Below are 19,554 nucleotides of genomic sequence, written 5' to 3'. Positions count from 1 at the left end.
CGGGACGGGACGACCCGCTTCGCGGGACGATCGCAACTTCCGAGCAGATTTTCCAGCGTTTGCGGGCCGGGTGCGCCCGGCACCCGCCGGACACGGACGAGCCCCGGTCCGTCGCGTCGCGACGGACCGGGGCTCGCTCAGATGTGACGGATCAGGCCAGGTCGAAGCGGTCCAGCTCCATGACCTTCGTCCAGGCGGCGACGAAGTCGCGGACGAACTTCTCCCGCGCGTCGTCGCTGGCGTAGACCTCGGCGAGCGCCCGCAGCTGCGAGTTGGAGCCGAAGATGAGGTCGACCGCGGTGGCGGTCCACTTCACCTGGTCGGTCGCCAGGTCGCGGATCTCGTACACGTGCTCCTCGGACTCCGCCGCCTTCCACCGGGTGCCCGGGGAGAGGAGGTTGACGAAGAAGTCGTTGGTGAGCACGCCGGGCCGGTCGGTGAGCACGCCGTGCGCGGCGCCGCCGACGTTGTTGCCGAGCGCGCGCAGGCCGCCGACCAGGACGGTCATCTCCGGCGCGGTCAGGTTCAGCATGTACGCGCGGTCGACGAGCAGCACCTCCGGCTGGGTCTTCTCGCCCGGCCGCAGGTAGTTGCGGAACCCGTCGGCGCGCGGCTCCATCACCCGGAACGACTCGACGTCGGTCTGCTCCTGAGTGGCGTCGGTACGACCCGGGTGGAACGGCACAGTCACCTCGACGCCGGCGTCGCGCGCCGCCTGCTCGACAGCGGCCGAGCCGGCCAGCACGATCAGGTCAGCGAGCGAGATCTGGGCGCCGCCAGCGGCGTTGAACTCCTGCTGGATGCCCTCCAGGGTGGCCAGCACGGTGGCGAGCTGCTCGGGCTGGTTGACCTCCCAGTTGCGCTGCGGCTCCAGCCGGATCCGCGCGCCGTTGGCGCCACCACGCTTGTCGGTGGAGCGGTAGCTCGCGGCCGAGGCCCAGGCGGTGGAGACGAGCTGGGCGGTGGTGAGGCCGGACTCCAGCACCTTCGCCTTGAGCGCGGCGACGTCGGCGTCGTTCACCAGGTCGTGCGCGGCGGCCGGCACCGGGTCCTGCCAGAGCTGGGCCTCGGGCACCCACGGGCCGAGGAAGCGGCTGACCGGGCCCATGTCACGGTGCAGCAGCTTGTACCAGGCCTTGGCGAACGCCAGCGCGAACTCGTCCGGGTTCTCCAGGAAGCGGCGGGAGATCTTCTCGTACGCCGGGTCCACGCGCAGCGACAGGTCGGTCGTGAGCATGGTCGGCTTGTGCTTCTTCGACGGGTCGTGGGCGTCCGGGATGATCGCATCGGCGTCCTTGGCCACCCACTGCTTGGCGCCACCGGGGCTGGTGGTCAGCTCCCACTCGTAGCCGAAGAGGATCTCGAAGAAGCGGTTGCTCCACTGGGTCGGCTTGTCGGTCCAGGTGACCTCGAGGCCGCTGGTGATCGTGTCGCCGCCCTTGCCCTCGCCGTACGTGCTCAGCCAGCCCAGGCCCTGCGCCTCCAGCGGCGCGGCCTCCGGCTCGGGGCCGACGTGCCGGTCGGCGGGGCCGGCGCCGTGGGTCTTGCCGAACGTGTGGCCGCCGGCGATCAGCGCGACGGTCTCCTCGTCGTTCATCGCCATCCGGCGGAACGTCTCGCGGATGAAGTGCGCCGCGGCGAGCGGGTCGGCGTTGCCGCGCGGGCCCTCCGGGTTGACGTAGATCAGACCCATCTCGGTCGCGCCGACGCCGGCCACCATGTCCTTCTCGGAGGCGTAGCGCTCGTCGCCCAGCCAGGTGTCCTCGGGGCCCCAGAAGATCTCCTCCGGCTCCCAGACGTCCTCACGGCCGAAGCCGAAGCCGAAGGTCTTGAAGCCCATCGACTCCAGGGACACGTTGCCGGCGAGCACCAGCAGGTCGGCCCAGGAGATCTTCTGGCCGTACTTCTGCTTGACCGGCCAGAGCAGCCGGCGGGCCTTGTCCAGGTTGGCGTTGTCCGGCCAGCTGTTCAGCGGGGCGAAGCGCTGCCCGCCGTCGCCGGCGCCACCGCGGCCGTCCTCGATGCGGTAGGTGCCCGCGGCGTGCCAGCTCATCCGGATCATCAGGCCGCCGTAGTGGCCGAAGTCGGCCGGCCACCAGTCCTGCGAGGTGGTGAGGACCTCGGTGATGTCCCGCTTGAGCGCCTCGACGTCGAGCTTGGCGAACTCCTTGGCGTAGCTGAACTCCGGGCCCAGCGGGTTGCCCTTGGACGAGTGGGCGTGCAGCACCGACAGGTCGAGCTGGTTGGGCCACCAGTCGCGGTTGCTGCGCGGACGACCGCCGGTCTTCGGGGTCGGCGAGTCGATCGCCGGGTTCTCGCTCTCGCTGCCGTGCGCGGTCACGGAGTCGTGCGCGACCGGGCAGCCGGCCGCCTCCTTGGCGTCCACGCCCTGCGGGCTGACGGGCCGGTTGTCCTGGGTGTCGCTCATCTGCTTCCTTCCGAACTGGCGGATCACTGGGCGGTGCGGTCGGCCGCGCAGCCGGGGCAGGTGCCCCAGTAGACGACCTCCGCCTCGTCCACCACGAAGCCGTGGTCGTCGGAGGCGGTGAGACAGGGGGCGCGGCCGACGGCGCACTCGACGTCGGCGATGGCGCCGCAGGAACGGCACACGACGTGGTGGTGGTTGTCTCCCACCCGCGACTCGTAGCGGGCCGTGGCGCCGGCCGGCTGGATGCGCCGGATCAGCCCGGCGTCGGTGAGTGCCCGGAGCACATCGTAGACCGCCTGGTGGGACACGGTGGGCTGCTCGGCGCGGACCAGGGCGATCACCGTGTCGGTGTCGACGTGCGGGTGGTCACGCAGCGCGGCCAGCACCGCCACGCGGGGCCGGGTCACCCGCAACGAGACCGCCCGGAGCTGCGTCTCGAAGTCGGCCGTCATGCGACGACCTTAGTCCGGTCTTTTGGAATGAATCAAGTTTTTGCCCAGGTGTGTCGGCCGTCACACCAGCAGGGTCCGGGCGCACGAAAACGGGGGTGCCGCGCGCCTCGCGACGCGGCACCCCCTCCCCGGAGAAGGGCTCAGGCGGCGGAACAGCTCGCCGTCGGTGTGTTGCTGTTGCCGTTCTTGTAGAGCGTGATGCCGAAGTTGTTGCCGTTGCCGTTCGGGCGCGCGGTGAGCGTGCCGCTGGTGCCGCTGATCGAGGCGTTCCAGCTGTTCTGCAGGCTCTGCCCGCCCTGGGTCTGGATGTTGACCACCCAGTTGCTGGTGCCGCTGACCGAGAAGGTCACGTTGAACCGGTCGCCCCACTCCTCGGCCCGGCTCACGCTGACCGTGCAGCCACCGTTGTTCGGCGGCGGGGTGGTCGGGTTGCCACCGCCGGTCCCGCCGATCGTGATGTTGGAGTTGCCGCTGCTCTGGTAGCCCTCGGTGGCCAGGATCTGGTAGTCGTGCGATCCGAGGTTCATGCCGTAGCGCGACCAGGCGTCGAAGTGGTTGCCGGAGGTGATGGTGCCGCCCACGCGCTTCGACTGGCGGACGCTCCAGTACTGGTAGAACGTCCGGGTGCCCTCGATCGAGGGGGCGTTGACCCGCTGGGTGCGGTAGATGTCGTACGTGCCGCCGTCGGAGGACACCGAGCCCATGTAGCCGCTGCCCGGCGGGCGCCAGCTGCCCCAGCTGTCCACGATGTAGTACTCGACGAGCGGGTTGCGCGTCCAGCCGTAGAGCGTCAGGTACGCGTTGCCGGACGGGTTGAAGCTGCCGGAGTAGCTGACCGTGCGGCGGCCGCCCGGGTTCCAGCCCTTGCCGGCGACGAAGTTGTTGATGTTGCTCCACTGGGTGCTGTACTGACCACCGTTGCCCATGGTCATGGAGACGTTGCCACTGTCCTTCCAGAAGGAATAGAAGTAGCCGTTGTTGGTGCCGGTGGAGTTCGACGTGACGGTGGTGTCGGCGTAGGCCGGACCTGACGCGACGGCCGTCGCCCCGGCGGCGATCAGCGCCACGGCGCAGGCGCCGCCGAGGACCATCCTGAGGCGTCCGCGCCTGCGGATGCCCGTACGGACGGGGGCGTCTTTCATGGACGGGTTTCCTCCCTGTGACGGCTGGCGGGCGGCCAGCTTCCGGTGGCGCGAGCCGCGGGTGCTCGCCCGCCCGCGGACGGCGGGACCGGGGCGACAGCCGCGCCACGGGTGGTGGTCGGACATCGACGTCAATCGAGATACGCCGATGGCCACAGTATTGGAGGCCCGGTTCATCCTGTCAACGAGTTCCGGAAATGTTGTGGTAACCGCCGTCCGGCCCTGAACGGCCGTTACGGCTGCCGGAAAGGGCCTCGGATCAGCATCGACATGTCGACTAAGGGCGCCCGACCGCCATTGAAGGCGACTTGATTCCGAAACTTTTCGGCCCTGTTCCGGATCAACACTGCCCCGGCTGCTCGGCGCGCGCGAGCGGTCGGGGCCGGGCCGGACAGTCCACATTTGACGGCTCGTCGGTCGGTCGGTTCAATGACGGCCGGACCGGAGTCGGACCCGATTCCGGCCGGGTGAACCGAGGACGTCGCGCACCCGTCCGGCGTACGTCATCACCGGAAGGACCGCCCTGTGACACCCGATGCCCCCGGCGCGCGCCCGCGGCCGCGCCGGATCCCGCGCGGCGTGGTCGCCGCCGGCGCCGCCGGGCTGGCGGCGCTGAGCCTGGTGGTCGCCGCCCTCAGCGGGAGCGTCGCCGCCGCCCGCGACGACGAGCCGGCCGCCCGGACCGTCTCCGCCGAGCACCTGACCGCGATCCGCACCGCGGCCCGGTCCTGCCCCGCGCTGACCCCGGCGCGGCTGGCCGGGCAGCTGATGGCCGAGTCGGGTCTGGACGCGCGGGCCGAGCGGACCGCGTCCGGCGGCCGGGGCCTGGCCGGGCTGGACGACGAGCGGTGGCGGACCTGGGCGCCGTGGCCGGACGCGCAGCGCACCGACAGCGCCGCCAACATCCTCGCGCTCGCCCACCACATGTGCGACCTGGCCGGGCAGGTTCGCGCGGCTGCCGTCCCCGGCGACCCGTGGCGGCTGTCGCTCGCCGCGTTCCACACCGGGTTCGAGGAGGTACGCGCCGCCGAGGGGGTGCCCTCGACGGCGGTCCCGTACGTCGACGAGGCAAGCCGGTACGCCGCCTACTACGGCCGGCAGGACGGTTTCGCCGAGACCGGCCCGGCGAACCGCGAGAGCGAACGCCGGCAGCCCAAGGCGGTCCCCGCCGCGTACGTCCGCCTGGTGGTGCGGGCCGGCTCGGTGTGCCCGCAGGTGCCGCCGGCCGCTGTCGCCGCGCAGCTGATGGCCTCCTCCGGGTTCGACCCGAACCTGCTCGGCGACGGCGGCCGCAAGGGCATCGCCCAGTTCCGGCCCGAGCTGTGGCGTGCGTACGGCCCGTCCGGCGCCTCGCCGTGGGATCCGCAGGCAGCGGTACCGGCGGCCGGCGCCACGCTCTGCGCGCTGCGGCGCGAACTGGCCGCGCTCGACGGCGACCCGGACCTGCTGGCGCTGGCGGCGTACCGCGACGGGACCGACGCCGTGCGCCACACCGGCGGCGACTTCGACGCCAGGACGCAGGAGTTCCTGCGCACGGTCCGGGAGTTCACCGACTTCTACGCCCTCGACGGCCGGCTGCGGGGCACGCCGGTGACTTCCGGCACGCCGTCGCCCGGCACCCGGACGCCGAAGCCGCCGGCCTCGTCGGCCGCGCGCCCGTCCACGTCGTCGCCGGCAGCGGGCACGTCGAACGAGCCGGAGAAGCCGGCCGCACCGGTCCGCCCGGCCGGCGCGAAGCAACTCGTCGGCAAGGAGACCGGCCTGTGCGCCAGCGGCGGCAGCGGGGACGGCGTACGCGTCGTGCTGCGGGCCTGCCGGGAGGAGCGCTCCCAGTGGTGGACGTTCGCGTCCGACGGCAGCGTCCGGGTCGAGGGCGGCCTCTGCCTGGACGTGGCCTGGGGCGAGAAGCGCGACGGCGTACCGGTGCAGACGGCGTGGTGCAGCGGCAACCCGGCGCAGAAGTGGGAGTGGATCGAGAGCCAGGGCCGGCGGTCGCTGTTCAACCGGGCCACCGACCGCTGCCTGGACGTCGACGGGCACGCCGCGGGCGCACCGCTGAACGCCTGGACCTGCGTGTTCAACGTGAAGCAGACCTGGTCGCTGCGCTAGCCGCGCGGCCGGTCCGGCCGGCCGGACCGGATCAGGGATTCGAGCCCACGGCCAGCCCGAGCACCCCGCAGCAGGCCACGCCGACGACGGCCAGCAGGACCAGCATGACGGTGTAGTTGGACCACATGCCGAACCGGGTGACGTCGGTGCCGTAGCCGTCGTACACCCGGTTGCGCCACCCGCCGAAGCGGAACGCGAGGTGGTGCGCGGCCCCCGGCTGCACCGCGAGCGTCGTGGTGACGATCGGGACACCCATGAAGTCGGTGTACCGGATGTCGTGCGCGCCGGCCGGCACCGCGACGTGCCATGTCCCCTCGCCGGGGATGGCGACCACCTGACGGTCGATCTTGAAGCGGCTGGTCGCCGGCACGGGGATCAGGTACGGCCCGCGGTTCACCGAGACGACGAGCACGCCGCAGCCGGGCGGCGGGGTGATCGGGTGCGGGTAGGCGATCAGCGGGCTGACGCCGCCGGGCATCGGCGGGTACGGCTGCGAGGGGAGGTAGGACACGGCTGGATTCTGGCACGGCCGTGCCAACCGTCGATCCCCGCCGGTCAGCCCGCTCCGGGCGCTCCGGCGTCGGCCAGCAGCCGCTGTCGCATCAGGAACTTGCGCACCTTCCCGGTCGGCCCCATGACCACGTCGTCGTCGGGGACCGTCACCACCCGGCGCAACGTCGCGGCCACCGCCGGCCCCAGCGCGGCCCGGACCCGGCCGGTACGGTCGGCTGCCGGATCGGCGTCGGCGGTGAGCAGGAGCAGCACGTCGGTCACAGTCGTGCCGTCCTCCCCCGCCGCCGCGAGGACGGTGCAGTCGCGGACGTCCGGGCAGTGCCGGAGGATGCGCTCCTCGGACAGCGCGGTGTACAGCCAGGTGCCGCCGCCCAGGTCGACCGCGTCGCTGGCCCGGTCGACGTGGTGGTAGTCGCCGGCCGCGTCGCGGTACATCAGGTCACCGGTCAGGTAGTAGCCGCCCAGCCGCGTCCGGTACGTGGTGACCGAGTCGTTCCAGTAGCCGAGCGCCAGCGTCGGCGACTTCAGGCCGACGTGCCCCACCTGCCCCGGCGGGACCTCCTCGCCGGTGTCCACGTCGAGCAGCGCGATCTCGGCGAACGGGTACGGCCTGCCGACGCAGCGGTCGTAGCGGTCGCTGCCCAGCCGGTGGGTGATCCGGAACGCGCCGTGCCCCATCTCGGTGGAGCCGAGCATGTCGACGAACTTGGAGCCGGGGACGTCGACCATGCCGTCGCGGGTGTACGCGGGGTGGCTGCCGACGGCGACCAGCCGGCGGACGTGCGCCTCGTGCGCGCAGTCACCGGTGTTGAACCAGTTGCGCACCGAGCTGAGGTCGCGGGTGGTCAGGTCGACCCGGGCCAGCTCCGACCAGGTCACCGCGAAGCCGAAGACGCCGGTGGGACGCCACCGCTCGATCGCGTCCAGGATCGTCTCCGCGCTGCGCTCGAACGGGCCGCCCTGCGCGGACAGGCACAGCAGCTGGTAGCCGTTGCAGAGCGCCTGGTTGAGCGTGATGATGCCGGCGGCGTGCGCGGCCGGCAGCGCGGACATCTCCCGCACCTCACCGTACGGCCGGGACTCGGTGAGGCGGACCGCGCGGATCGCGGCGAACAGGCCGTGGTGCGAGTGGACGATCGCCGCAGGTACCCGGGTGGTGCCCGAGGAGTGGGTGATGACGACCGGTTCCTCGGGGTGGTGCCGGTGGTGCGGCGGTGCCTGCGCCGGGTCGCCGGTGCCGGTCTGCGCCGCGTCGCCGAGGATCTCCACGCCGAGGTCGTGCCCGGCCAGCGCGGCGTGGTCGGCGTCGACCACCACACCGGCCCCGCGCAGCCGCCTGATGAACTCGGCCGCCAGCGGGACCGGCATGTTGCCGTTCATCAGCGCCGGGATCGCGCCGAGCCAGGTCAGCGCCAGGAAGTTGAGGAACACGTCGGGCGCGGAGGTCACGTACACCGCGATCGGGTCGGCCCGGCGGACGCCGCGCGCCCGGAACCAGGCGGCCCGGGCCGCGACCCGGTCGGTGAGCGTGGCCAGCGACAGCGGCGTCCAGGCGGGGATGCCGTCGACGTCGGCGTCGAACGTCACCCGCGGCATGTCCATGTCGGCGCCGTGCTCGGCCAGCCGGAGCAGCACGTTGCCCGCGCCCAGCTCCATGTCGGCCGCCAGCGTCGCCCGGAAGTTGTCGGCACCCAACGAGTGGCCTCCTCAGCTGACACGCGTCACGGCCGCGCCCCGTACCGGCCGCCGAGCGGGGACACGATCAGGCTAGAGCGCCCGCCACGCTGAGACAATGGTCGATGTACGGACGGTCAGGAGACCTCGCGGTTGAACAGGTGCGACGACCAGAACAGACTGGCGGCGGCCAGCCCGGACATGATCAGCGCGCCCTGCCACACCACGGTCTGGGTGATCTGGCCGGCGAACAGCGCGCGCATGCCGTCGGTGGCCCAGGCGAACGGGTTCCAGACCGCGACCCGCTGGATCCACATCGGCGCCAGCACGAGCGGGATGAGCACGCCGGCGAGCAGCGACACCGGCTGCCCGACGGTGTTCACCAGCACGCCGAGGCTGTTCTCGTTGCGCACCAGCAACGCGATGTCGTACGAGATCGAGGTGCTGAGCAGCACCATCACCGACAGCAGCGCGTACGACACCAGCAGGTTCGCCAGGTGCACCCGCAGGCCGAACGGCAGCGCCACGAGCGTGACCACGACGGCCTGCACCACGTTGAGGCACACGTGCATCAGCGCCCGGCCCAGCAGCAGGCCGGTCCGGCTCACCGGCGTCACCCGGCACCTGTCGATGATGCCCGCGCGCAGCGCGCTGAGCAGCCCGTAACCGGCGAACAGGCCACCGAACAGGCCCATCGCCACGAACAGGCCGGGCACGTAGATCCGGTACGCGTCGGCGTAGGACGCGGCGCCCCGGTCGACCATCACCACCTTGAGGAACGGCGCGAAGAGGATCAGGTAGGTGATCGGCTGGGCCAGGCTGAACGCGACCATCACCGGGTTGCGCACCATCAGGCCGGCCTCCTGCTGGAAGATCAGCCAGGTGTCGCGGACGAGTTTCACGCCGTACTCCTCTCGGCGTCCGGTCACTCGGCGAGCGACCGGCCGGTCTTGGCCAGGAACACGTCGTCGAGGCTGGGCCGGCGGGCCTCGATCGCGCCGGGCTCGATGCCCCTGTCGTAGAGCGCCCGCATGATCTGCGGGATGGCGGTGGCGGCACTGTCCACGTAGAGCCGCAGCGTGCCGTCGACCGGCTCGGCCGCGTGCACGTACGGCGCCTCGGCCAGCAGCTTCGTCGCTGCCGGCAGGTCGCCGCCGGTCTCGCCCGCAACATCGGCGGCGGCGAAGTCGATCGCGACCACGTCACCGGAGATCTCCCGTTTGAGCGCCGACGGGGTGCCCTCGGCCACGATCCGCCCGGCGTCGATGATCGAGACCCGGTCGCAGAGGCTGTCGGCCTCGTCCAGGTAGTGCGTGGTGAGGAAGATGGTCATGCCCTCCTCGCGCAGCCGCCGTACCTCCTGCCACATCCGGACCCGGCTGGGCGGGTCGAGCCCGGCGGTGGGCTCGTCCAGGAACATGACCTGCGGCGAGTGGATGACGCCGAGCGCGACGTCGAGGCGGCGGCGCTGCCCGCCCGAGTACGTCTTGATCTTGCGGTCGGCGAAGTCGTCGAGCTGGAACGCGCGGATCGCCCCGGCTGCCAGTTCCTGCGCCACCGACTTGGACAGGCCGTGCATCCGGGCCTGGAGCACCAGGTCCCGCCGGGCGGTGGAGTCGTCGTAGGTGCCGCTGGCCTGCGCCACGAAGCCGATCCGCCGTCGGACCTGCGCGGGCGCGCGCAGCAGATCGACACCGGCGATGGTGGCCGCTCCCCCGCTGGGCCGGATCAGCGTCGCGAGCATCCGCAGCGTGGTGGACTTACCGGCGCCGTTCGGGCCGAGGAACCCGACGATCTCGCCTCGGCGTACCGCGAAGTCGACGCCGCGTACCGCGTCGACGGTGGTGGCGCCGCGCCCGCGCCCGACCCGGAAGGACTTGCGTAGGCCGGTGGCCTCGATCATCGAGCCTCCTCGTGCGGCACGACGCCTGCGCGGGTGCGTCAGGTCAGGCTAGTTCGGCCCCGACTGTTGGACAACGGTCGATGCGTCAGGCGTCGGGAGCCGTCCGTGCCAACGCGGCGAGGTGCGTCGCCGCCGCGCGGGCGCCGCCGGCCGTTGCGAACGACTCCCCCACCCGGCGCGCGCCCGCCCGGTACGCGGGCTCGTCGAGCACCGCGATCAGGGCGGCGGTCAGCTCCGCCGGGGTCGCCGATCCGAAGGAGACCTCCAGGCCGGCGCCGGCCCGGCGCACCTGACGCGCCACCGCCGGGTGGTCGTGCCGGATCGGCGCGACCACCACCGGCACGCCGTGTGCCAGCGCCTCGGAGACGGTGCCCAGGCCACCGTGGGACACCAGCGCGTCCAGCCGGGGCATCAGCTCCAGCACCGGCACCCGGGGCGCGACCAGCACGTGCGGCGGCGGGTCGGGCACCAGGCCGGGGGCGGCGGTGAGGATCACCTGGACCCGGTCGGCGAGCGGCGCGGTCGCCGCCGTCATCCGCCGGTAGAAGTCGGCTGCGAGGTGCTCGGCCATCGTCCCGACCGTGACCAGCACGTGCCGGCGGCCGGGATCCCACGCGTCCCAGGCGAACGCGGGCGCGTTCGGCCGCCGTCCCAGCGCCGGCCCGGTGAGCACGCAGCCCGGCGGCAGCGGCGCCGGGCCGGTCAGCGCCGTGGTGGTCAGCCCGATCACGAGGTACGGCGAGAAGCGCAGGTCGATCGTCTCGTCCACCGGTACGTCGGTCATCGCCCACACCCGGCGGACCTGGGCGTCAACCCAGTCGGTGAACTCGGGCATCTCCCCGGTCGGCGGCGTCAGCTCCAGCATGCCGACGCAGAACGTCGCCCACGGCAGCCCGCGCCGGTGCGCGGCGAGCGCGCCGGCCAGCGCGTACTGGTCGGCCACCACCACGTCCGGCCGGTACCGCTCGACCGCCGAGTCGGCGGCGTCGCGGATGAACCGGTTGGCGGGCAGCACGTGCCCCTCCCAGAGGCTGCGCACGGAGTCCGGCCCGGACGCGCCGTCGGGGCGGTAGTAGCGCTTGCCGGTCGGGAACAGCGTGGCGTCCGGGCCGACCAGCGGACGCAGGTCGCTGCGCGGCCCGACCCAGGCCACCTCGTGCCCGGCCGCCTCCAGTTGCTGGGCGATGGCGACCGGGGCGTGCAGATGGGACTCCACCGGCAGCACGACGAAGAGGAAGCGAGCCACGTCGATATGATCGCACGCGCGTTGACATCCATCGGCGTCACTGATCTGATCCGTGGCGTGACGGTACGCGTATGACGGCGATCGACGCCGTCTCGGTGTTCCTGCCGCAGCGCCGGGTGCCGGTCGAGAGCCTGGCCGCGCCGCTGGGCCTGACCGACATGCAGGTCCGCCTGTTCCGCCGCTTCCACGGCCTGACCGAGGTCCGTCGCGACCCCGGGCTGTCCCTGACCGACCTGCTGCTGCACGCGGCGGCCGGCCTCACCGCGCTTCCCGCGCTACGGCAGCGCGTGCGGTTCGTGGTGTACGGGCGGGCGTTCCCGGTGGTCACCCCCTATCCGGTCAACCCGCTGCACGAGGTGTGCCGCACGCTCGGGCTGGGCCACGCACTCGCGTTCACGCTCACCCAGCAGTCCTGCGCCAGCGCGCTGGCCGCGATCGACGTGGCCGGGCGGCTGCTCGCGTCCGAACCGGACACGCCCGACGGCCCGCCGCTCGCGCTGGTGCTCACCGGGGAGAAGGCGTTCACCCGCGACGCCCAGTTCATCCCCGAGACGTCGGTGTTCAGCGAGGGCTCCTCGGCCTGCCTGCTCAGCGCCGGAGGCGGCCGGGACCGGCTCCTCGCGTACGCCTGCCACCAGCGGGGCGAGTTCGACGTGGCCGGCGGCGAGTCCCCGGCACGGTTCCAGCGGGCGTACCGGCCGGCGCTGGCCGAGGTGATCGGCCGCGCGCTGGACCGGGCCGGGACGGCGCTGTCCGAGCTGCGGCTGGTGCTGCCGCACAACGTCAACCTGATGACCTGGAAGCGGCTGTGCCGGCTGATCGGGCTGCCGCTGGACCGGGTGCTGCTGGACAACGTGACCGAGACCGGGCACGTGTTCTGCGCCGACGCGTTCGTGAACTACCGCACCGCCCAGGAGCGCGACCTGCTCCGGCCGGGTGACAGCTACCTGGTCGCGGCGGTGGGCGCCGGGGACGGCGCGACGTTCGCCGCCATGGTGTTCGAGCACTGACCGGCGTGCGGGAGGCCACCTTGGACGACGGGCTGCGCCTGCTGCGGGCCGCGCGGCACACGGTCACCGGCCCCGCCGCGCTGCTCGGCGATCCCGTGCTGCGCGAGCGCAGCGCCGGCTACCTGGCGGACCTGACCCGGCCGTACGGACTGCAAGTGCCGAACGGTCTGTTCGACGCGCCGTCGGAGGCGCTGGGCCAGTCGTACGGGGAGATGGCCGCCGAGCTGATCCCGGCGCTCGTGCCCCCGGACGAGCCGGTGGACCTGCTGGTGCTGGCGTTCGCCGTGCACGACGTGCTGCCCGGGCGGGCCACCGCGGCGTACCTCAGTCACGTGTGCCCGGGCACGCCGATGTCGTTCGCGCTCTGCGACCAGGGTTCGGCGGCGGCTTTCACCGGGCTGCGGATCGCCCGCGAGTACGGGTGCCGCCGTGCCCTGCTGCTCACCGTCGAGCAGGCGGTCCTGCCGTACGACACGGCGGTGCCCGTACCGGCGCGCCACCGGGCCGTGGCCATGCTCTACGGCACCGCCGCCGACGACACCGCCCGGAGCGGCGGGGCGCGGGTGACAGGGCTGCGCCAGCGCGCCGACGTCGGCCCCGGCGACGTCGCGGCGCTCGCGGCGGCCGAGGTGCGCGAGCTGACGGCCGGGCGTACCGATGTCGCGGTCGTGCTCGGCGCCGACCTCGCGGCCGTGTGGCCCGGCCCCGGCGGCGGCGCGGTGACCACCGGTCCACCGAGGCAGCCGTCCACCGGGGTCTGGTGGGCGCTGCTGGACCGTCTCGCCGGGGACGCGGCGCGGCCCCGGCCGGTGGTGGTGGCCGACTACGAGCCCGGCCTGGGCTACCTGAGCGTGGCCGCGCTGGAGCCGGCGGACCGGTCAGAGCCCGTCGGCGAGCGCGGCGCGGACGAACGCGCACAGCCGCTCGTTCGCCTCCGGGGCGCCGACGGTGATCCGGACCCCGGCGCCTGGTAGCGCCATCACCAGGATGCCCGCCTCCCGGGCCCGCTCGGCGAACGGCACGGCCCGCTCCCCCAGCGGCAGCCACACGAAGTTGGCCTCGCTGGGCGCCACGGTGAGCCCGAGGCCGCGCAGCGCGCCGATCAGGCCGGTACGCGCCGCCACCAGGTCGGTGCACCGCCGGGTCAGTTCGGCACCCACCTCCGGCGTCAGGCTCGCCACCGCCGCCGCCTGGGCGAGCGCGGAGGGGAAGAACACCGCCCCGGTGAGCGCGGCGGCCCGGGTGAGCCGGGGCGGCACCACGGCGTACCCGACGCGCAGCGCGGCGAGCCCGTACGCCTTGGAGAACGTGCGCAGCACGCAGACGTTGTCGTACGCGCGGTACAGGTCCATCCCGTCCGGCGAGCGCGGGTCGGTGACGAACTCGCGGTACGCCTCGTCCACGATCACCGGCACGTCGGCCGGGATCCGTTCCAGGAACGCCTCGACGTCGTCGCGGCGCAGCGCCGTACCGGTCGGGTTGTTGGGGTTGCACAGCAGCACGCACCGGGTCCGGTCGGTGACCGCGTCCGCCATGGCCGGAAGGTCGTGGTCGTACACGTCCATCGGGACCGGCACGGCGCGGGCGCCGGCGTTGCCGATGATCAGCGGGTAGCCCTCGAACGACAGGGCGGGGTGGACGACGTCCGGGCGTGGTCCGAGGGACTGCACGAGGTGCTGGCACAGTCCGGCCGAGCCGGGGCCGACGAGGATCGCCTCGGGGCCCACGCCGAGCCGCGCCGACAGCGCCGCGACGAGCGCCGACGACGTGCGGTCCGGATAGCGCTGGAGCGTCGCGGCGGCGCCCTCGACCACCCGCCGGATCCCCGGCAGCGGCGGGTAGGGCGTCTCGTTCATGGACAGGTCGGCCGGGGGTTGCGTCCCGACGGCCGTGGCAGGCGTCATCATCGCTCACTTTCCGACGGGACCGGTGGGGACGGGGTGTGCGCGTGCCGGTCGGCCAGCAGCCCCAGTTGGTAGAGCCGGTCGACGGCTGACAGCGGCCGCACGTCGGTGCCGGAGAGGTTGCCGGCGGTGAGCCCGAGCAGCCGGGGGTTGGCGGCGGTACGGCGCATCATCCGCGCGCCGAGCAGCTTCGGCAGCCCGGACACGGCGGTGATCATGCGGGAGGCGTTGTGGCTGACGGTGGCGACGTGGTCGAGCCGGGGCCGCCGGGCCGCCTCGAAGGCCCGCAGCGCCCGGTCCACGGCGGCCGGTTCCGGCGCGCCGCCCTCGGCGGCCAGGCAGGCGGCGAGCGTCTCGGCGTCACCGAGGGAGCTGTTGACGCCCTGCGCGGCCATCGGGTGCACCGCGTGGGCGGCCTCACCGGCGAGCGCGAGCCCCGGTGCGGCCAGGCGCGCGCTGCGCAGCCGGTAGACCGCGAGCAACTGGCGCCGGTGCAGGCTCGCGCGCACGGCCGGTTCCAGCGGGCTGATCGCCGGGACGTCGGCGAGCAGCCGTCCGCACCACGCGTCCAGGTCCACGCGGCCCCGGAACTCGTCCGGTGTGACCTGCACGTAGAGGCGGCACCGCCCGCCCGGCAGCGGGTAGACCAGGCAGAGTCCCCGGGCGGTGCGGTAGGCGGACACCTCGTCGGCCACCTCGGCGCCGCCCACGTCGAAGGCGACCAGGCCGTGCGGGTACTCCCGGCGCTCCACGCCGATCCCCGCCGCGCGGCGCAGCGGCGAGGACATGCCGTCGGCCGCGACCACCAGCGGCGCCGCGATGTCCCGCTCGGCGCCGCCCGCGACGACCCGGACGCCGTCGATCCGCCCGTCGTGATCGCGCCGGACGCCTGTCACCCGCACGCCCCACCGGACCTCCACGCCGGCCGGCAGCCGGTCGGTCAGCACCGCGCGCAGGTCGCCGTAGTCGGCGCAGAGGATCTGCCGGTACGCCCCGGGCAGGCCCGCGTAGTCCAGGCAGAGCAGCGGCTCGCCGCACGCGTCGCGGATGGCCAGCCGCCCGACCGGACGCGCGCCGGTGGCCCGCAGGGCGTCCAGCGCGCCCCAGGAGTCGAGGATGCGGACCGTCTCGGGCTGGAGGATCTCGCCCTTGGCGATCGACGCGGGAGAGCGCTGCCGGTCGAGCACGAGCACCCGCAGGCCGAGCGCGCCGAGCGCGTGCGCGCAGGCCAGCCCGCCCGCGCCGGCGCCGGCCACCACCACGTCGGCGGTCATCGGGCCACCGCGCCCGGTGCGGCGCCGGACCGCGTGGCGGCGGCCCGGCGGTACTCGCCGAGCGTCCGCAGCGCGAGCGCCTGGGTGATCACCGCGTTCGGGTACCGCATGTGGTGGCGGATGTAGTTGCACACCCGGGCGGCGGGCCAGGCGCCGTCCGGTCCGGCGGCGGCCACCAGCCAGGCGACGCCCCGGTCCACCGCGTCGGCGGCGTTCGGATCGCCGGTCGCGAGCAGGCCCTGCACCGCCCAGGACGTCTCCTCCACAGTGCCGCCGGTGCCGTCGCCCGGGCCCCACGAGCCGTCGGGCAGCCGGGTGTCGCGCAGCCACCGGGCCGCGCGGCGCACCACCTCGTGCCGGGCGTGCCCGACCCGGGACAGCGCGGCGACCACCACCGCGGTGCCGGAGGTGTGGTCGCGGTACCAGAGGTTCTCGAACGTGCCGGCGGGCGCGGCCCGGGTGAGCAGCCAGGCCGCCGCGCGGGCGATCGCCGGATGGTCGTCCGGATACCCGGCGTCGTGCAGCGCGAGGATCGCCTGACTGGTGATGGCCGGGCAGGGTCCGTCGTTGGCGAGCCGGGTGTCGCGGACCCACAGGCTCCACGAGCCGCGGCTGTCCTGGCGGCCGACGAGCCACGCCAGTCCCTGGCGCAGCACCGGGTCGGTGCCGGCACCGGGGAGTCCGGCGAGCGCGGAGAGGATCTCGGCCGACTCCAGCGTGACCGGCCAGCCCCGGGCGTTCGAGTAGCTCCACCCGCCCGGCGGCACGTCCAGCACCTCGAACGCCTCCGTCTTGCGGGCGGCGTGGAGGAACTCCCGGGTGGCGTGCAGCCGGGGATCGTCGGCGTAGCCGGCCGCGATCAGCCCGGTCGCCGCGTACCCGGACCGGGTGAGGTCCAGGTTGCTGACCGCGTCCCAGGATCCGTCGGGGCGTACCGCCCGGCGCAGCCAGCCGACGACGGCGCGGGCGATGTCGGGCGCCTCGCCGCTGCGGGCCAGACCGAGCAGGACGAGCGCGGCCGGCCACGGGTCCTCGCTGAGCGCTCCGGTGCGGCCCTCGTGGTCGTGGATGGACCGCAGCAGCCGTACCGCCGCCGGACGGGCGCGGCGCAGCGTGGCCCGGCGCAGCCGGCCCGCGGGCAGCATGTCGGCCTGCATCAGGGCCAGCCCGACGAACGGCGCGGTACGGAACGACAGGCGCTGCCGGCGTACCCGGTCGAACAGGACGATCTCCAGCGGCAGCCGGCGCAGCGGGCCGGCCTCGGCTGTCATCCCGGCCATGGTGAGCAGTTGCCGGCACAGCAGCGAGATCGCCGGATCGGTGATGGTGTCGACGCCGCCGAGCGCGGCCAGCCGGGCGCGGCCCGCCGCAATCGCGTCGGCGCTGTCAGCCGGTGCGCTCAGCGCCAGCGCGGCGACCGCCACGGCGGTGGGTACGACGGCGGTGCCGGCGCCCACGACGCCACCCCAGCCGCCGTCGTCGTGCTGCGCGCGGCGCAGCCAGGCGGTTCCGGCGTCGACCAGGTCGGCGCAGCCGGACGGGTCGGCGGCGTGCAACGCGGCGACAGCCCCAGCGGTGCCGAGCACCGAGGCGGGTGGGTCGTCGCCGAAGGCGCCGTCGGGGCGGCGGCGCCGGAACAGCGCCTCGGCACCAGCGGTGAGGGCCTTCCCGACGGCCTCGGCGGTCACAGCGGTCATGGCGCGTCCTCCAGAGGCAGTCGACTGTGGGTGGCGAGGGTCAGGCCCGCGACCGGCGGGCCGAGTTCGTGCCGGACGCGCATGCCGCGCTGCGCCAGCCAGGTCAGCAGCACCATCGGCAGCGCGAGCGCGAGCTGCACGGCGACGCCGAGGCCGAGCCCGACCGCCGCCGAGGCCAGCACGACCCGCTCGACGACCAGGACCGAGTGGGCGCGCAGCGCCACCAGGACGGGCATCCCGTCGCGGCGCGCCACCAGCGGAGCCAGCGCGGCGACGCCGGTGACCAGGACGACGAGCACAGTCGCCAGGTACGCCATCCGTGTGCCCGGCTCGGCCAGCAGCCCGGCGGTCACGGCGGCGCCGATCGTGACGGCGTAGAGCGCCACCACTGTCCGTACGGCCGCCGGCACGCCCCGCCCCACCGGCAGCGTGCGGTAGCCGCCGGCACGGTCGCCGTCGATGTCGCGCAGCGCGCCGACCAGGTTGGACATGGCGTCGTGCGACCAGAACGCGACGGCGAGCGCGAGCAGCACCGGCACCGCCCAGTCCCGGTCCGGCGCGAGGCCGGCGGCGAGCGCGCCGTAGCCGAGCGCGACCGCGCCGAGCGCGCCGCGGACCAGGTTGCCGGCGATCCCCCGGGCCTTGAACCACCTGCTGTACGCAATGATGCCGCACGCGGCCAGCAGCGCCGCCACTGTGGTGCCCCATCCGCCGAGTACGGCCAGGACCCCGAGTGCGGCGAAGCAGGCGCTGCCGCACCACAGTGCCGTGCCCGCGCGCAGCCGGCTGGACGGGATCGGCCGGTGCGGCTTACTGCCGGCGTCGAGGTCGCGGTCGAAGTAGTCGCCGAGATAGTGGCCACCCAGCCAGCCGGCGGTGGGCGCGGCCCAGGCCGACAGCAGCAGCCACGGATCGTGGCCACCGGCCACTGCGGCGCCGGCCAGGCCGACGAGCCCGACGTACCAGAGGGTGTAGGGCCGCCAGGTCTCCACGTGGGCCCGCAGTGCTCGCACGGCGCCGGCCGTGCTCACGCCATCTCGCTCGTCATCCAGGCCGCGATGCCGGTGAGCACGTCCGCGCTCGCGGACGGGGTGAGCGCTGCCAGCTCGGCGCGGGCCCGCTCGGCGTGCTCCACCATCAGCCGCCGGGCGCCGTCGACAGCGCCCACCTCGCGGAGCAGGGCGGTGACCCACTCGACGTCGCCGGGACCGGCGCCACGGCGGTGCAGCACCGCCAGCAGTTCCACCCGTGCGGCGTCGCTGATCGCGTCGTAGGCCAGCAGCAACGGCAGCGTGGGGCGGCCGTTGTTGAGGTCGCTCGTCGCGGGCTTGCCGGTCTGCTCCGGGGTGGACAGGTAGGACAGCAGGTCGTCGCGGATCTGGAACGCGGTGCCGACGTGCTCGCCGTAGCGGGCCAGCCCGGAGGCCACCAGCGGGTCGGCGCCGCCGAGCAGCGCGCCGATGTGGCACACGGCGCGGAACAGCGAGCCGGTCTTGAGCCGGATCATCTCCGGGTACCAGCGGGCGCCCGCGTCCAGGTCGCCGACGAGCCGCGCCTCCAGCGCCTGGCCCCGGCACAGGTCCTGGCCGGCCTCGGCGAGCGCGGTGACGGCGGCGACGACCGACGCCGCGGGGACCGCCCGGCCGCTCTCCACCATCGCCTGGAAGGCGTGGAAGATGAGGTGGTCCCCGGCCACGATGGCGCCGGGGATGCCGTACGCGACCGGGACCGCCGGGCGGCCGCGGCGCAGCGTGTCGGCGTCGATGATGTCGTCGTGCACGAGCGTCGCGACGTGCAGGTATTCGGTGCCGAGCGCGGCGGCGAGGACGTCCCGTGGTGATCCGCCCACCGCCTCGGCGGCGTGCAGCGTCATCATCGGGCGGAGCATCTTGCCCGCCGGCAGCAGCGCGTAGCGCACGATCGCGTCGAGCTGGTCGGGCGTCTCCGGCCACCGCCGGCCGAGTTCGGCGCGCAGCAGCCGCCCCGATTCGCTGCGGGCCAGGTCGTCGATGAAGGGCGGATATCGCGTGGAGCCAGCAACCGTCATGACGCGTCGACCCTTTCGCCAGGGATCGGCTAGTCGCCACGCGAGACGTTACCGGTAGGTCCTCCCCGGAACAACCATTGATAAACGCGCATGGACATGGGTGGCCGCAAATGTCGCGACAGCATTCTTCAGCACATTGACCGATGCGCAGAGAA

16 protein-coding genes are annotated in these 19,554 nt (G+C 73.8%); 3 read left to right on the top strand and 13 right to left on the bottom strand.

The window, feature by feature from the left end; genetic code table 11:
• Window positions 1–151 precede the first annotated feature (151 nt).
• From katG to IF06_RS0101550, 3 genes are all read right to left on the bottom strand, one after another.
• On the bottom strand, window positions 152–2,428 hold the full coding sequence (katG, locus tag IF06_RS0101560) for a catalase/peroxidase HPI (RefSeq protein ID WP_030268453.1): 2,277 nt from the start codon (window positions 2,426–2,428) through the stop codon (window positions 152–154).
• Between the two features lie 23 nt (window positions 2,429–2,451).
• Window positions 2,452–2,880, bottom strand: coding sequence for a Fur family transcriptional regulator (locus IF06_RS0101555; RefSeq protein WP_013286851.1), 429 nt, complete (start codon window positions 2,878–2,880; stop codon window positions 2,452–2,454).
• A gap of 140 nt (window positions 2,881–3,020) precedes the next feature.
• Window positions 3,021–4,022, bottom strand: a complete 1,002-nt coding sequence (locus tag IF06_RS0101550) for a glycoside hydrolase family 11 protein (RefSeq protein WP_013286852.1) — start codon at window positions 4,020–4,022, stop codon at window positions 3,021–3,023.
• Between the two features lie 525 nt (window positions 4,023–4,547).
• Between IF06_RS0101550 and IF06_RS0101545 the strand changes: the two genes are divergently transcribed.
• A complete protein-coding gene (locus IF06_RS0101545; RefSeq protein ID WP_030268451.1) occupies window positions 4,548–6,131 on the top strand; it encodes a ricin-type beta-trefoil lectin domain protein in 1,584 nt (527 codons plus the stop codon).
• 31 nt (window positions 6,132–6,162) lie between these two features.
• Here the strand turns inward: IF06_RS0101545 and IF06_RS0101540 are convergent, their stop codons facing one another.
• From IF06_RS0101540 to IF06_RS0101520, 5 genes are all read right to left on the bottom strand, one after another.
• The gene (locus IF06_RS0101540; RefSeq protein ID WP_030268449.1) at window positions 6,163–6,642 is read right to left on the bottom strand and encodes a hypothetical protein; all 480 of its coding nucleotides are present in this window, start codon (window positions 6,640–6,642) and stop codon (window positions 6,163–6,165) included.
• Window positions 6,643–6,686: 44 nt separating this feature from the next.
• Window positions 6,687–8,339 (bottom strand): class I adenylate-forming enzyme family protein, encoded by a 1,653-nt coding sequence (locus IF06_RS0101535; RefSeq protein WP_013476422.1) that lies wholly within the window; start codon window positions 8,337–8,339, stop codon window positions 6,687–6,689.
• Between the two features lie 116 nt (window positions 8,340–8,455).
• A complete protein-coding gene (locus tag IF06_RS0101530) occupies window positions 8,456–9,220 on the bottom strand; it encodes an ABC transporter permease (protein ID WP_013476421.1) in 765 nt (254 codons plus the stop codon).
• Window positions 9,221–9,243: 23 nt separating this feature from the next.
• Window positions 9,244–10,221, bottom strand: coding sequence for a daunorubicin resistance protein DrrA family ABC transporter ATP-binding protein (locus IF06_RS0101525; RefSeq protein ID WP_013286857.1), 978 nt, complete (start codon window positions 10,219–10,221; stop codon window positions 9,244–9,246).
• Between the two features lie 85 nt (window positions 10,222–10,306).
• Window positions 10,307–11,467, bottom strand: coding sequence for a glycosyltransferase (locus IF06_RS0101520; protein ID WP_030268445.1), 1,161 nt, complete (start codon window positions 11,465–11,467; stop codon window positions 10,307–10,309).
• A 71-nt stretch (window positions 11,468–11,538) separates the two neighbouring features.
• Here IF06_RS0101520 and IF06_RS0101515 point away from each other — a divergent pair, with 71 nt between their 5' ends.
• Window positions 11,539–12,477, top strand: coding sequence for a 3-oxoacyl-[acyl-carrier-protein] synthase III C-terminal domain-containing protein (locus IF06_RS0101515; protein ID WP_030268443.1), 939 nt, complete (start codon window positions 11,539–11,541; stop codon window positions 12,475–12,477).
• A gap of 5 nt (window positions 12,478–12,482) precedes the next feature.
• A complete protein-coding gene (locus IF06_RS31915; protein WP_232236585.1) occupies window positions 12,483–13,451 on the top strand; it encodes a 2-hydroxy-acid oxidase in 969 nt (322 codons plus the stop codon).
• Here IF06_RS31915 and IF06_RS0101505 read toward each other — a convergent pair.
• The 5 genes from IF06_RS0101505 to IF06_RS0101485 are packed head-to-tail and all read right to left on the bottom strand — an operon-like array spanning window position 13,356 to window position 19,399.
• On the bottom strand, window positions 13,356–14,381 hold the full coding sequence (locus tag IF06_RS0101505; protein WP_232236584.1) for an aminotransferase class I/II-fold pyridoxal phosphate-dependent enzyme: 1,026 nt from the start codon (window positions 14,379–14,381) through the stop codon (window positions 13,356–13,358). The genes IF06_RS31915 and IF06_RS0101505 overlap by 96 nt on opposite strands.
• Entirely contained in the window at window positions 14,381–15,655 is a 1,275-nt protein-coding gene (locus IF06_RS0101500; RefSeq protein ID WP_030268437.1) for an FAD-dependent oxidoreductase, read from the bottom strand. The genes IF06_RS0101505 and IF06_RS0101500 overlap by 1 nt, the downstream gene beginning before the upstream one ends.
• Complete coding sequence (locus IF06_RS0101495; RefSeq protein ID WP_030268435.1) at window positions 15,652–17,352, bottom strand: prenyltransferase/squalene oxidase repeat-containing protein; 1,701 nt, start codon at window positions 17,350–17,352, stop codon at window positions 15,652–15,654. The genes IF06_RS0101500 and IF06_RS0101495 overlap by 4 nt, the downstream gene beginning before the upstream one ends.
• Window positions 17,349–18,383 (bottom strand): UbiA family prenyltransferase, encoded by a 1,035-nt coding sequence (locus IF06_RS0101490; protein ID WP_030268433.1) that lies wholly within the window; start codon window positions 18,381–18,383, stop codon window positions 17,349–17,351. The genes IF06_RS0101495 and IF06_RS0101490 overlap by 4 nt, the downstream gene beginning before the upstream one ends.
• Window positions 18,380–19,399, bottom strand: coding sequence for a polyprenyl synthetase family protein (locus IF06_RS0101485; protein ID WP_013286865.1), 1,020 nt, complete (start codon window positions 19,397–19,399; stop codon window positions 18,380–18,382). Before IF06_RS0101485 ends, IF06_RS0101490 begins: the two co-directional genes overlap by 4 nt.
• Window positions 19,400–19,554 lie beyond the last annotated feature (155 nt).

The sequence above is a fragment of the Micromonospora globosa genome, from assembly GCF_000717585.1.
Lineage (GTDB): Bacteria > Actinomycetota > Actinomycetes > Mycobacteriales > Micromonosporaceae > Micromonospora > Micromonospora aurantiaca.
The sequence above is the reverse complement of the archived record's forward strand: the minus strand, read 5'-3'. Positions and strand labels throughout refer to the sequence as shown.